General features: G+C 59.1%; 11 protein-coding genes and 1 pseudogene. 5 read left to right on the top strand and 7 right to left on the bottom strand.

Annotated features, from left to right (window positions below):
• Positions 1–3: 3 nt before the first annotated feature.
• Positions 4–315, bottom strand: coding sequence for a hypothetical protein (locus AC1DOX_RS15915; RefSeq protein ID WP_441618367.1), 312 nt, complete (start codon positions 313–315; stop codon positions 4–6).
• On the opposite strand from AC1DOX_RS15915, the gene AC1DOX_RS15910 reads away from it, so the two are divergent.
• From AC1DOX_RS15910 to AC1DOX_RS15900, 3 genes and pseudogenes are all read left to right on the top strand, one after another.
• Positions 314–604 carry a hypothetical protein gene (locus tag AC1DOX_RS15910; RefSeq protein ID WP_441618365.1) on the top strand — a complete coding sequence of 97 codons (291 nt, stop codon included), beginning with the start codon at positions 314–316 and terminating at the stop codon, positions 602–604. The two genes, AC1DOX_RS15915 and AC1DOX_RS15910, sit on opposite strands and share 2 nt — an antisense overlap.
• Positions 605–821: 217 nt before the next feature.
• Positions 822–959, top strand: a pseudogene (locus tag AC1DOX_RS15905) (IS30 family transposase); the annotation flags it as partial.
• 900 nt (positions 960–1,859) lie between these two features.
• Positions 1,860–2,888 (top strand): IS110 family RNA-guided transposase, encoded by a 1,029-nt coding sequence (locus AC1DOX_RS15900; protein WP_441618560.1) that lies wholly within the window; start codon positions 1,860–1,862, stop codon positions 2,886–2,888.
• Between the two features lie 496 nt (positions 2,889–3,384).
• Here AC1DOX_RS15900 and AC1DOX_RS15895 read toward each other — a convergent pair whose 3' ends face one another.
• The 6 genes from AC1DOX_RS15895 to AC1DOX_RS15870 form a co-directional block, all read right to left on the bottom strand.
• Positions 3,385–3,738: a response regulator gene (locus AC1DOX_RS15895; protein WP_441618363.1), complete on the bottom strand. Its 354-nt coding sequence runs from the start codon at positions 3,736–3,738 to the stop codon at positions 3,385–3,387.
• A gap of 42 nt (positions 3,739–3,780) precedes the next feature.
• The gene (locus AC1DOX_RS15890) at positions 3,781–4,896 is read right to left on the bottom strand and encodes a sensor histidine kinase (RefSeq protein ID WP_441618361.1); all 1,116 of its coding nucleotides are present in this window, start codon (positions 4,894–4,896) and stop codon (positions 3,781–3,783) included.
• Between the two features lie 807 nt (positions 4,897–5,703).
• Complete coding sequence (locus tag AC1DOX_RS15885; RefSeq protein ID WP_441618359.1) at positions 5,704–5,811, bottom strand: CsbD family protein; 108 nt, start codon at positions 5,809–5,811, stop codon at positions 5,704–5,706.
• A gap of 198 nt (positions 5,812–6,009) precedes the next feature.
• Positions 6,010–6,387, bottom strand: coding sequence for a DUF3309 domain-containing protein (locus AC1DOX_RS15880; RefSeq protein ID WP_477101453.1), 378 nt, complete (start codon positions 6,385–6,387; stop codon positions 6,010–6,012).
• A gap of 478 nt (positions 6,388–6,865) precedes the next feature.
• Positions 6,866–9,121 carry an amylo-alpha-1,6-glucosidase gene (locus AC1DOX_RS15875; RefSeq protein ID WP_441618355.1) on the bottom strand — a complete coding sequence of 752 codons (2,256 nt, stop codon included), beginning with the start codon at positions 9,119–9,121 and terminating at the stop codon, positions 6,866–6,868.
• Between the two features lie 17 nt (positions 9,122–9,138).
• The gene (locus tag AC1DOX_RS15870) at positions 9,139–10,215 is read right to left on the bottom strand and encodes a glycosyltransferase family 4 protein (protein ID WP_441618353.1); all 1,077 of its coding nucleotides are present in this window, start codon (positions 10,213–10,215) and stop codon (positions 9,139–9,141) included.
• A 443-nt stretch (positions 10,216–10,658) separates the two neighbouring features.
• Here AC1DOX_RS15870 and AC1DOX_RS15865 point away from each other — a divergent pair, with 443 nt between their 5' ends.
• The gene (locus AC1DOX_RS15865; RefSeq protein ID WP_441618351.1) at positions 10,659–11,378 is read left to right on the top strand and encodes a Crp/Fnr family transcriptional regulator; all 720 of its coding nucleotides are present in this window, start codon (positions 10,659–10,661) and stop codon (positions 11,376–11,378) included.
• A gap of 928 nt (positions 11,379–12,306) precedes the next feature.
• Entirely contained in the window at positions 12,307–14,067 is a 1,761-nt protein-coding gene (locus AC1DOX_RS15860) for an ABC transporter ATP-binding protein/permease (protein ID WP_477101454.1), read from the top strand.
• Positions 14,068–14,235 lie beyond the last annotated feature (168 nt).

Raw genomic sequence — 14,235 nt, 5'->3', positions numbered from 1 at the left:
ACATCACGAGTCCATCGTGTACCCGAACTCCGGAGGCTGCCAAGTCATCGGATTGGGCGAATGCGCTATCTCCACGCTCAGCGGCGACATCCTAGTCTGATAGAACATAGGATTAGGATGTTCGTGCACAAGCGCCCTTGCTTGCAGGTTAGAGGGAAGCCGACGATGGAACTGCGGCAGATCAATGGCAGCCTCCTCGTGGCGAGCGAGATTACAGCTTGCCAGCGACAGCAGACGAAATACTTGCTCAATCGCATTGGCCAAGCCAACAGAGAAACTGCTGCAGAGGAAGAACTTCGCGTCGGGGGCATCCATGGGCGCCCGCGAGGTTGAAGATGCGCTGCTAAAACGCTGTGCTGCCGTGGCTCGAGAGGCGAATCTCGTCGCGACGGACCAGCGCGAGGCGAACGTGTTCCGGCTGGCCGCTATGGTGGTCCAGTCTCGGTTTCCGCATGAAGCCACGCGCCTGATGGTAGCTAGCGAGCGGTACTTCGCCACGCATCCGGCCGAACAACTAGCTTCCGTCGAGGTGATCAGAAGGGGCTGGGTGGCAAATCTGCCGCGCCTGCGGGACAGGTTAAGTCGCGAGTTGCAGTTGCGTTGACAGTAGGGCGTCGAGGAGCCGCGTACTTTGGAAGCGGAAACCTGAGTTCAGTACGTCCTGGCACTGCCCCACGCCGCCTTGGCGACTAGCTTTTATCGAGTTCATCGCCGATCTCGAGGGCAGGTGGCCAGGTTTTTGGGGGGATTGTAGCGGTCATCCCTGAAGCCATACGCCATGCGTGTGGATCGATCGCGCCTTGGCCCGCGAATGGGCCCGCAAGGGGACCGATCGCCTTGCCTATTCGCGAGCCAAGCTCAATGCCGCAGCGAGGCAGCTCAATGAGCGCCCCCGAAAGACACTAGATTTCGATACACCGGCTGAACGATTCCATCAATCCGTTGAGTTGACCGGTTGAATCCCCAGGCTACAGCGGTCGTCCTAGCCTTCCTGTCGGCTTGCAAGTGCTCGGCCGATGCGGACGTTGTTGGCTGGGCTGGAGACGCTCGTCTCGCCTTGCCTCATCCCTTGCAGAGCGGTGGCCGAGAAGGGAAGCCGGCCATATTGTTTAGCTGAGCCAGTTCATTTGCCGCCTCGATCAGCAGCGTTGAGTACTCATGGATTCTGGTGGTCGTCAGCCGCGCCTTGGGAACAGCCAGACTAATAGGAAGACTTATCGCAATAGGCATGTAAATTGGGTGTCATTCCGGTACCGCGGGGCGGCCACTGAGGCTGGCGGATTTGCCCCAGCCGCACGCTTGCCATGTACGCGCAGTACGTAGTTGAAATGGCTTGCAGCACTTTAATTCGGGTGCACCGACCACTGGAAAATTTGTGCATGTTCGCGTAACGCGTACAACGCCAAAAATCGTACGGCGGATTGCGGCTGGCACGGCGATGAGCCAGCCACTGTTCCATGGCAGCTTGTAGTCCAGTTGGCGGCGAAACTCCAAGCAGCCTTGATCGAGGATGGACTGACACGCCCGCCGGCCGAGAAGGCTCGGTTACAGCAAACGGTGGTCGATGAAAGTCGCGGCGCTTTTGGGCGCTTCAACGGGCACTTCTAGAGGTGGCCGCAAGGGCTTGGGGGCAAGGAGAGTGATCGGCGTGCCAACAGGTCTCCAATGCTGGCCGCGCGGCAAAGTTCTATCCTTCATGTACGGGGTGTGCTGTTGTGCCCATTGCCCAGCCAGACTCGCGCCACGGCGATTGGCACGCTTTCAGTCACGGCCCAGGAAGCAGGGCGGTGACGACATGAACCGGGTTCACGTAATGATTGCGGTGTGCGGCCTGATGGTTGCCTGCGTATCAACGGGCGTTGACGTCAAGCCGGAGCAATTGGCGAATTTCATCCCGGGTCCATCTCGTCGACGCAGAGACGGGCGAGATCGTGAATAGGGCCCTCAAACGTGGCGCGTTTCTCGAGTATTTCACGAACCACGCGCCATGCCTCATCGGTATGGAGGCGTGTGGGGGTGCCCAGCACTGGGCTCGAGAACTGACAAAGCTTGGACATGAGGTCAGACTAATGCCCGCTAAATTCGTCAAAGCCTTCAACATCGGCAACAAGAGTGATGCGGCGGACGCACGAGCAATCTGGCTAGCGGTGCAGCAGCCTTGCAAACCTGTGGCCGTCAAGACGGAGGCTCAACAGGCGGTGTTGGCCATGCACCGCATGCGACAGCAACTCGTAAAAATGCGCACGATGCAGATTAATGGACTGCGTGGCCTGCTGGCCGAGTACGGCGAGGTAATGAGTAGAAGCCGTACATCACTGGACAAAGCGATGCCAGGAGTGCTGCAGAGGCTCACTGAACGGTTGCCGGCCATGCTGGTTGACACTTTGCGTGATCGTTGGGGCGAACTCAGAAAGATGGACGAGCAAATCGCGCGGATCGAGCAGCGACTCAAGGTATGGATGAAACAAGATGAAGCATGTACAGCAATTGCAGAAATACCTGGTGTTGGATTGCTGACCGCTACGGCTGCTGTTGCGACAATGGGTGATGCGAAGGCATTTCGATCCGGCCGCGAGTTTGCAGCCTTTCTGGGATTGGTACCGCGGCAACGCGGCTCAGGTGGAAAGGTTAGCTTGTTCGGAATCAGTAAGAGAGGCGACACCTACTTGCGTACGCTACTGACCCATGGAGCGCGATGCGTTCTGGCGAATGCCAGAGACATCGGTTCATGGGCTGAGCAACTCAAGAAGAGACGACCGTTGAATGTAGTCGTAGTCGCGCTGGCGAACAAGATGGCGCGGACTATCTGGGCGATATTGGCACATCAGCAGCCATACAGCCGGAGGGATGCCGGCACGGCATCAGTATGCTCCGGTGGGCCGGCGTAGCGACTTGTTTTGGAAGAGTTCAATGTTGGAAGGTTGCGCAGGCGTTTCGAGTGGAATGACAAGACAGGTAGGACCGGAACTCGTGAAACCTGGGTTGTAATGTGAGCTTCGAGCTCGTTTGAGCAATGAGGCACGAGTCAGCGGATTTCATAGTGGCCCGCAGCGGTAGCCTTAGCTGCATGAGGCCGGATATACAGCTGCAGCCGACCTTGCTTGTCAGATCACGCGGAAGCTTGCTCAAGCCGGGAGGCGTTCATATACACTACAACGAGCAGCACCCCCATAGCGCCCTGAATTACCGCTCTCCGCGCGAGTTCAGGGGTGCGATGGCCTTATCAACCTAAGGGTGTGACCGTGTCCGGAGACACGGGGGCAAATCCAGTTCTTCCCCGACTAGTAGTAAATAGAGTCCGACGGGTAAGATCATTGCGAGTCGGAAAGGATGCAGTTTGTTTGGATGTCGAATACACGAACTTATGATTTCTCGCGCCTGCTTTCAAACGGATTTACCCAGCATTGCAATAATTGCGGGGAGATCGTAGGGCTTTTGAAAACAATGCGTGAAGCCAGACGTCAGTACTGCAGCGTGCCACAAGGTCGAGCGGCCGCTATAGGCCACCAACGTCCATTTGGAATGGGGGTGGCGAGCCTGCAGATGGAGTGCGAGTTCCATGCCTCCCATTCGTGGCATTTCGAGATCCACGATCAATAAATCCGCGTCGAATAGTTCCAGCGCCTCGAGCGCTTCGAGTCCATCGCGGAACGCCACAACCTCGTGGCCAAATGAGACGGCTAGGGCTGTCAGCGATTCACGTTCCTCTTGATTGTCCTCGGCAATCAGTACTCGCATTTTCGTCCCCGGACATCTTCGTGTAGTGGACAAGCGCAACTTCTATGCCACGGGGACGGGACCCTTAGGGTTTCGCGGCAACTTAATGCTAAAGACAGTCCCATTTTTGACTGTTGAATCCACTGACACGCGTCCATCGTGCATCGTTGCAACATCACGAACGATAAACAGCCCTAAGCCAATGCTGCCCTGCGGCTGCATGTTGATTTCGCCCGATGAGGCTTGTATGAAGGGGTCAAACACGCGAGCAAGCGAGAGTGGGGGAATCGGGTTTCCTTGATTATGGACCTCTACTGTCACCGAATCCTTGTCGCTATGTGTTGTAATGGTTACGGGTGCGGCCGCATCGCCGTGCTCGTTGGCATTTCGGAGGAGGTTGTACACGGCCTGCCTCACGCGATGGGCATCCCATCGGCCGGCTGTATCTTCGGCAAATGTCGCGACGAACTTCCTGGTCGGGTAGATTGTTTGGGCGTCGCCGATCGCCTCTTCGCAAATCTTCGTCATGGATACTTCGGCGAATGAAATCTGACGGTGCAACCCGAAATGGGCGCTCACGAAATCCAGCAACTCCGAAACCAAGTCATTCATCTGCATGACGGACCTTTCTGATCGCGAAAGTGCGGCCCTGGATTGCTCGTTGAGATTTGGATCTCTGCCGAGGAGGAATATGCTCATGAGAGCTGCGTTGATGGGGCCGCGCAAATCGTGGCCGAGCACGCCGACGAACAGGTCTCGAGAGCGATCGAGACCAGCGACATATGCGCTTGTGGACGCACCCAATGCTCGATCCAGCGCAGCATTGAAGGTTGCCATATCCATGATCTCCTGGATCAACCAAGACCGTCGCACCTTTATCCACTCGCTTACTACTACATGTCGAAGGATTCGATACTCGGATTGCAGTTGCTGCAAGGTGTAGCCAATCGCAAGTCGCTGGTCCCCGTGGTTGGATGCGGACCTAGCTTCGTCGTGCGGGGGCTGAAGCAGGGTGCCGAATGTCGCTGCGCTGCCTGTCTCGAGCTCCGAGGCAATTTCAAGAAGGATCTTGCGAGTGAGCGCCCGACGCGGCCCGAAGTCCATTGTGCTGCCAGTTGAGGCGCCATGGTTGAACTCGTGTTCCCAGATCGTCAGTATCGCTTCGATATTGGCTCGCATGAACTCATGTAGGCGCATGGTTACCTCAATCGTGGAGAACGGGTACGAAGTGCGGGCGCTATCGCGTGGAGGGGGATCATCGTGCAGCTAAGGACCTCACGGGCTCCTAGCCTGAGTCTAGACAGATGTCGAGAAGCGGGCAATGGGTGGTTGTGATTGAAGGGTTGCTTTAAAGCGTCATCGCCGCGCTTTAAGAGCGGGGGGCGACGTCCTTCCGGAGACTGGCCGGTGCGCCCGAAGCCTTATCGCCGCACTTGACATAGTCGCATGTGGCGGCATGAGCCGGCGAGACACCAACACCGTAGTGGGTGCTGGCGTTGGAGGCATGGCGGGTGCCGTGCTGACCGGCGGCAGGGAAGTAAAGCTTCAGCCGAACACGCGCGATCTCAGGTCGTCCTCGAAATCGCCGGTCCATTGCGCGCAGTCTGGTTTCCGTCGTACTGGCGGACTTCCCTGCCGAGGCGTACCGAGATGCTGCGCCCGCGTGCGGGCACAGTGCCTGTAGCGTCTTTAACGGCTGTCACGGTAAATCCGTCGGGTGCGACCCCGTTACGCAGACATGTCTCGCGGAAAGCCTCCTGCTCCAAGGGAGGGAACTGATTAAGCATCGTCTCCAACATGGGTGTCTCCTGATGCCGGCACATAACGAGCAAGGGCCGAAGGGGCAAAGGCCGCCAGTTGGCTGGCCGCCTTTGCCATCCCGCCGGCGGTGCATTGGCTCGGGTACTCGCTCTCTCCATATTCTGTTACCCCGCCTTCTTGATATCCGCCTTGACGTCGCCGTACGCTGCTTGCCAAGGTCCTTCTTCAGGGTTCCCGCAACTGCGTTTCCTTGTTTCCAGTCATCTTGCCGAAGGCTTCCTTGACTTTCCCGGCGGCCTCTGTGACCCGGCCCTGCACTTGGTCCTTGTTCATAAGGTATCCCTCTTCATTGGTGTTGCGGGCCGGAAACTGAGGCAACCCGGCTGCGGGATAACAGGTGGCAACCAGGTTGTCACCGAGCGCGTGCCCGGTTGCGCGTGCTCCTCTGATTGGACTTCAGCGATTCAGGAAGCCGGCCATGAGCCTGCCTTGCAGTGGCGGCAGTCGTCCGGGATGTTCCCGACGCCCCCCTCAGAGTCTGCCTAGCAGCAACAAGACAAGGACCACAACCAAAAGCACGAGTGTGCCTGATGGCGCGTAGCCCCATCCGCTGCTGTACGACCAGGTGGGAATTGCCCCAACGAGGAAGATAGCCAAGACAATCAACAGTAAGAGTCCAATTGACATGATGCGCTCCTGGTTCTGAGAAAACATGCCTTCCGCTGATTCAGCCGGGCGGAGGGCAGCCTGTTCTAGCGGATCGCGTTGTCGATGGCCATGCCATGGAATCCTGAACACCGATTCGAGGGATTCGCTGAAGTACTCGTTGCTCGTTGCCGCCGCTGGGGCAGTAAATATTGTGCTGATCGCGGTGGCTGTTCCGATGGTTGGCGCCGTGCGAATCCTCATGAGGACTTGCCAGGGGCCGTCATTGGCGACAGCAAGGCTTACTTCTGTACTTCTGTATCTGTTCTTCTTATGCACGCATTCCCGGCGCGCGCCTGTCCGGTGCCGGGAACTGCCGACTCGGACACGGGTGGGCAGGGCACTAGAGCAGGACTACCAGCGTGTGCTCGGCGCCATCCAGAGAGACGCTAGCCTGGCCGTTGGTACAGGGGAAGCGGATGCCGTCGGGGAGCGCCTGCGAGATACCACCGGTACGGTGCAACGGCGTTTCCAGGCTGATCAGTCGGGCAGAATACGGCGTCGCTTCGACGCTGGTTTAGTCGGCAAATTACGGCTGCCCGGCGTAGAGGTAATGAGACTGGGAAGCAACGTGCCGAAAACGTGCTGTTTATAGCCGTCGGCGCGATCGAAAACGGCAAACAGCAACCTATTGATTTATTGCGATGTTTTCTCGGCACCCACCCGCAGACCCGCATGGATGCTAGGGGCAGCTACCCCGGTAAATTGGACGGGGATTAAGGGGACCCCAGTTCCGAGTGACTATCTGGACTGGTCCCTGGCGGTCCAGCACGTCGACCACCACACGCTCGCCGGAACGGCGCACCGCCACGTCGGCGCTGCCGCCACCGACCGCAAGGTTACGGAACAGCACCTCGTCGAGGAAGGGCGGCAGCGATGGGTTCTCGAAAGTGATCGCGGGCTCGCGGGTGTCGAAGTCCAGCCCCAGGCAAGCCTGCAACAGCAGAAGCGGAGCGGCCGCTGCCCAGGCTTGCGGCGAGCAGGCCACCGGATAGAACGTCGGGCCTTGGCTGCGCTGGCGCGAGAACCCGCAGAACAGCTCGGGCAGGCGGCGCAGGTCGATATAGCTGGTGGCCGCGAACAGGCCCTCGAAGATGCGGCTGGCTTCCGGATGGTAGCCGTACCGCGCCATGCCGGCGGCGATCAGTGCGTTGTCGTGCGGCCATACCGAGCCGTTGTGGTAACTCATCGGGTTGAAGCGTGCCGCATCGGCGGACACGGTACGGATGCCCCAGCCGCAGAATGAGGTACTTTCCATCAGCGCGGCCACCACCGAGGGCGCGCGCTCTGGCAGCGCGATGCCGGCAAAGAGCGCGTGGCCCGCATTGGACGCGCGTATGCGGCAGGGTCGCTTGTCGCCGTCCAGCGCTAGCACGTAGGTGCCCAGCGCTGCATCATAGAAGCGTGCGTCGAACGCGTCGCGCAGCACCTCAGCCTTGGCCGCGTACGCCGCCGCGCCCTCGCTGTCGTCCAGCGCAGCGCGGATCGACGCAGCGGCCTGCCAGGCGCCATAGGTGTAGGCCTGCACCTCGGCCAGCGCAATCGGGCCGGGGGCGAGCCGCCCGTCCTCGTGGAAGACCGAATCGCGGCTGTCTTTCCAGCCCTGGTTGATCAGGCCTTCCGGCGACTGCCGGCCATACTCTACAAACAGGTCGCCATCGCGGTCGCCATAGTTGCTGATCCAGCCTAACGCGGCCTGGATGTTCGGCCACAGCGTGCGGATGGTCTCGACATCGCCGGTGCGCCGCAGGTAGGCGCCGGCCAGCAGCACGAACAGCGGCGTGGCATCCACGCTGCCGTAATAGAGGCCGAACGGCACTTCACCCAACCGTGCCATTTCGCCATGGCGCATTTCGTGCAGGATCTTGCCCGGCTCGGCATCGGCCTTCGAATCGACCGCTTCCGCCTGCATCGCGGCAAGGTATTGCAGCACGCCGCGGGCGATCTCCGGGTCCAGCCAAAGCGTCTGCAACGCTGTAATCAGCGCATCGCGCCCGAACACCGTGCTGAACCACGGAATGCCGGCGTACGGGTAGGGCCCGTGCACGGTGTTGGTCAGCAGCATGTACAGGTCAGATACGCTGCGCCGCGCCATTTCATTGAAGAGTTCGTTGGAGGTTGTGATGGACGCCGCGCGGCGGGTCGCCTGCCGCAGCTCACGCCGCGACTGGAGCAGTGCGCGAAGGAAAGATTGCGTCTCCTCGGTCTCGCGTTGCACAGATTTGCAGCGGATTTCCATACGAAGCACCTGCGAGCACGACGGTTCGAGCACTAGGGTGAAACTCGCCACGTTGCCGCCCAGTTGCTCGGGCGGCGGGTCGAAGCTCAGCCGGGTTTCGCGCCGCACTTGGTCCAGCCCGGTATAGCTGAGCGTGACCGCGGCGTGCGTGACATCCGGCGCATGCATAGTGCCGCGCCGCAGCCGCTGTGTGCCGCGCACTTCGAACAGGTCGGCAAAGTCGGCATCAAAAGCAATGTCCACGCGCACGCGCCGCGGCAAGTCGTCATAGTTGCGCACGCGCAGCCGCTCATAGCAGGCGCCGTTCCACAGGAAGCGTGACCTGCGCAGGTGGACCAGGTCATGCTCTAGCCGCAGCTTGCCGTCATCATCGAACAGGTCTGGGTTGGTCAAGTCGCAGGTAAGCGCGGCGTTGTCGTCGCGCAGCGTGGACGACAGCAGCATCGGACGCGCGCCATCGATGGTCAACCGCAGGTAGGACAGATGCCGGGTATCGAAATGAAATAGCCCTTCGGGGCTGCCAGGTGCGCCGATGGCATCGCCGTTGTGGTCGAACAGCGCGAAGGTGTCGCCGTGCTTGAGCGTGCGCGGGCGCCGCTCCTGCAGCGACGCCGCCGCCGGGATATAGAACTGCGCGACATGGTTGGCACCGGCGACCAGCCCCGGGCTGGCGGGTAGTGCATTGGGGTCAGTAGGCATGGATAAAATTCCTCCGCTCATGCGAGCGTCACGCCGGACTCGCTTTCCGACGCGTCTACGTCGCCGGGATCGACCAGGCTCTGGTAGATGCGCACGTACTCGCGCGCCATCCGCTCGACGGTAAAGCGTACTTCGAAGGCTGCGCGCACGGCGGCGCGCGGCAGTGTGGCCGCGCGATGCACTGCCGCCACCGCTTCATCGATGCCGTGCACGATATAGCCGCTGACCCCATGCTCGATCACTTCCGGCACCGAGCCACATGCGAACGCGATCACCGGCGTGCTGCACGCCATTGCCTCTATCATCACCAGCCCGAACGGTTCCGGCCAGTCGATGGGAAACAGCAGCGCGCGCGCATTACCAAGGAAGGCGGCTTTTTCATGCTCGGCGATCTCGCCGATGTATTCGACATCCGAGTGCACCTCCACCAGCGGGCGGATGGTGTCCTCCCAGTAGTCGTGGTCGACCTTGTCGACCTTGGCGGCAATCTTTAGCGGCAGCCCGGCACGCGCTGCAATCTCGATGGCATGATCGGGACGCTTCTCCGGCGAAATCCGGCCAAGAAACGCCAAGTAGTCGCCGCGTGGATTGGCGCAACCGGCCAGCACGTTCGCTGGCAGGCCGTGGTGCACGGTGCCGGCCCAGTTCACCGGCGGCATCGGCGCTCGCTGCGCGGTAGAGACCGACACCAGTGGGAAATGCGGGAAGCGCGCGTAGAACGGCTGCAGATCAGGCAAATCCAGGCGGCCATGCAAGGTGGTCACGGTCCGCACCGGCATGCGTCGAAGCAATGGGAAATGCACCATGTCAATATGGAAATGCAGCACGTCAAAATTGCTGGCACGCGCCATGACGCGGTCCAGCATCATCACGTAATACGGCAACGGATCGCGCACGCGCGCATCCAGGCGCAGCGCCATGTCGCAGCACGGTACCAGTTCGGCCCGCGTGGCCGAGTCCCCGCTTGCAAACAGCGTGACGTCGTGGCCCTGCCGCACCAGTTCTTCGGTCAGGTAGGAAACGACCCGCTCCGTCCCGCCATACAGGCTGGGCGGGCAGCGCTCCGCAAGTGGTGCAATCTGCGCGATCTTCATCGGCACCCCGGGTCTTGTAGCAGTACTGCAGGAACAGTAGATCAAGGCGGCATGAAATTCGCCTGCAATTAACGAAATCCGCAGCCCGACAGCACGGCCCAGGGCTGCGCAATGGCGTCGATACGGCATTTCTCATGGTCTATGGAGCCGAGGCAGGTGCCGTCGTCCAGTCGATATCGGAAACAGCCGCATCCTCATGAGGATGTTGCGCGCCGTCACGTTCGAGGCACCTTGCCGCTGCTGCGCGTGCAGCACCATTCCGTCGATCGAAGTCCCCGGCAGCCCGGGCCGCTCCTCACTCTTTCCTCAGATTTGCCTAGTCGACCAGCCGACCTATATTTAAAAAGCCAAGTGATCCTCTACCGTCCCGTGGTCTGGGCGCCAAGCCTTGGGCAAGGCCGGAGTCACTGATATCAACCTGTTCCGAGCTGTGAGATGCAGCCATGAGCGTCACGCACGATCCGAAGTCCAATCACCTTCTCGCCGCGCTGCCGGCCGTCGACTGGGAGCACCTCGCACCACAGCTGACGCTGGTTGAGTTGCCGCTGGCCCATGTCGTGTACGAGTCAGGCGATCGACAGGGCTACGTCTATTTCCCGACCGATTCGATCATTTCTCTGCTGTACGTAATGGAAGACGGGGCCTCGGCCGAGATTGCAATCGTGGGCAATGAGGGGATGGTTGGGATTGCAATTTTCATGGGGGGCGAAACGACCCCGAGCCGCGCCATCGTGCAAAGCGCCGGGCATGCATACCGCCTGAGCGCAGCGATCCTGAAGCAGGAGTTCGTGCGGGGGGGAGCTCTACAGCGCCTGTTGCTCCGCTATACGCAGGCGCTCATTACCCAGATGGCGCAAACCGCGGTATGTAACCGCCATCACTCCATCGACCAGCAATTGTGCCGATGGCTGCTGCTGAGCATCGATCGGCTGCCCTCCAACGACCTGACAATGACGCAGGAACTCATTGCCAACATGCTCGGCGTGCGGCGCTCCGGCGTGACCGAGGCCGCCTTGAAGCTCCAGGCTGCGGGGCTCATTCGGTACAGTCATGGGCATATTGCTGTACTCAACCGGATTGGCCTGGAACAACGAGTATGCGAATGCTACGCGGTCGTGAAGCGAGAGTTCGATCGCTTGTTGCCCGACCTGTCGGCGCCTTGAGGGGCAATGGCTGGGACACCTCGCACACTGATCTGCCTGCGAGCCGGTCAGCGGGATGGCCGCTAGTCGCTGCATGACCGTCCCCTTTCCTGATGGGTTCTAGTTATTCGATCGTAGTACACGAAGAGAGTCACGCGCGGGAGCGTGCCGGCCGAAGAGAAGTCTCCACCAGGAAGTGGATGTGTCCGCTCCTACCTCTCCAGTCGGGCAAGTGCTGACGACTGGGACATCAATGGCCCCTTTCGCTGTGTGCAGGATCGTGACATCGTCGTAGCTGCCGGGGACGTCGATGGTTGCGTGGGTAGATTAGCAGGGTAGATGACAGAAAGGATTTCATGAATTGCATTTTCGCTGGCAAACGGGCCAAGTCGGCAGATGCAAGCCGTCGGATCGACCTCCGCAAAATACCAATTGTCGGGGCTGCCGTGATAAATGACGATAACGGCAGAGGGATAATCTGTTGGCATTTCCATCACCTTTTCAAGGACGCCGGCACGATACCCGGAAACCCCGGAGAAAATCACTTCATATCGGCATAAAGGTCAAGTCAAAGAGGCTAGGCAGTCACTCAAATAATCCGGTCATCTTAATCCGGAAGAAAAATAACGGAACGTTGCCGACGAGAACGGCACGCGGATTTCCCGCGCGCCCAATCAGCAGCAAGTACCGCATCGCATTTATATATAGTTCACACTTGAGCCGGGCGCCGTCCGCCAGCGCACAGTCCGTCATATTTATTTAATTGTGGCCAGATCCGGTCCGGCGCTCAGTGCATGCGGCTCTCCTCCTTGCCCACCACGCCTTCCCTTCGTCTCACCTTCTTGCTGACCTATATTTCAATAGTGATCTTCTGCCATCCTGCGGTGTTGCCCGCGCCGGGATCAATGTGATGAGTATGTAACCCAGTCTGTTCTGCGAGAGTCGTGAAATGAGCGTCGTTAACGATCCGAGGCCGCACGGCAGTCCGGCGTCTGAGAACAGCGTTGGCGCTTCCAACCGTCACCTGTGGACTCGATTCTGGGCCATTGCGAAGCCTTACTGGTTCTCCCGGGATAAATGGACGGCAGTTGGCTTGCTTGTTTTGTTGATACTGTTGCTGTTGGGGCAAACCGAAACAAATGTACTGTTCAACGAGCAATCCGGGGAATTTACATCGGCATTGGCGGCCAAGGATACTGATCGCTTCTGGGCCTCCATAGTAAAGTGCATCTTTATTCTGATCGTGGCAGTGCCGATCTATGCGTTTTACTATTATATTAGAAATAAGTTAGCCATTCGCTGGAGGCGCTGGTTGACCAATCACTATTTGGACGGCTATTTTAAGGACAGGGTTTTCTATAAACTCAATTCAGACGCTGCGATAGACAATCCGGATCAGCGGATGACGGAGGATATAAATACATTTACGCAGCAGTCTCTATATTTTCTTTTGGTCAGTATGGGTGCACTGCTGCAACTCATTGCGTTTAGCAACGTCCTGTGGTCGATCTCCAGGTCGCTTGTCCTCTTTCTTGTTCTCTACGCCGTCGCTGGCACCTCGATATCGATATATTTCTTCGGGCGAGTTCTGATTGGTCTGAATTTTTATCAGTTAAAGCGGGAGGCGGATTTTCGATTCAGCCTGATCCGGGTTCGTGAGAACGCTGAGTCTATTGCGTTCTATCGGGGTGAAGCTCAGGAGTCTTTTCATGTGCGGGGGCGTTTTGAACAGGCCTTCCGCAACTTCAACAAACTCATCAACTGGCAGCTGAATCTAAATTTGTTTCAGTATGGCTATGGCTTCCTGACCATCATGCTGCCCAGCGCCATTGTCGCTTCGCGCGTTCTTTCGGGCGAGCTCGAAGTCGGTCGTGCCATCCAGGCTGCCGGCGCGTTTGCGGCCATACTGAGCGCATTGGCCGTGATCGTTGACAACTTTGAAAACCTGAGCCGATTTGTGGCGGGGCTCGACCGGCTGGACACATTCTCCATCTCCCTGACCAGGAAGGCGGCAGCCTCCTCGAATGCAGGGGGCACGATCAAAGCCATGCAGGACTCCCGCCTGGCGCTAGCACATGTTACCTTGCAGACGCCGAATCATGAGAGGACGCTGGTCAAAGACCTGACTGTGTCGATTAACCCGGGAGAGGGGCTGCTCATTGTCGGTGCCAGCGGAGGTGGGAAGAGTTCTCTGATGCGCGCAATCGCCGGCTTGTGGAACTGCGGCACGGGATGCATCATGCGGCCCAAGCCGGACGAAATGTTGTTCTTGCCGCAACACCCTTACATGGTGGTCGGGAGCCTGCGCAACCAACTGCTTTATCCGAATAACAATGACAGGGAAGTATCCGACGAGGAACTCCTGCTGCTGTTGGAGATGGTCAACCTGCCGGATATTGTCGGCAGATTTGGCGGGTTGGACGCGGAGCTGGATTGGGGCAAAGTGTTGTCCATTGGAGAGCAACAGCGCCTCACGATCGGGCGTGTACTGCTCGCAAAGCCGCGATATGCCATGCTGGACGAGGCTACTAGCGCCCTGGATATTGGCAACGAGGAAGATCTATACTTGCGATTAGCCGGCATGCCGACGACGCTTGTCAGCGTCAGTCATCGACCCACACTCCTTAAATATCATCACCAGGTTCTGGAGCTGCCCGGGGACGGGAGATGGCAACTGCATCCGGCCAGAGACTACCGCTTTGGCTGGTAGATCCTCGCCTGAAAAACTGTGGATTTGCGCCGAATGGCGCTGTCGCCATCAGCTGACCGTGATAGATATCTAGCACCGGCTTGCCACAGTTACCGTTTGATATTTTGCCGGCCTTGCGGCGAAATCGGGCGTGTTCGCCAGCGTACCGAAACGCCTTGCTATTCGGGG

The organism is Cupriavidus sp. 01L415 (assembly GCF_056400065.1).
This window is presented reverse-complemented; position numbering and strand designations above follow the sequence as displayed.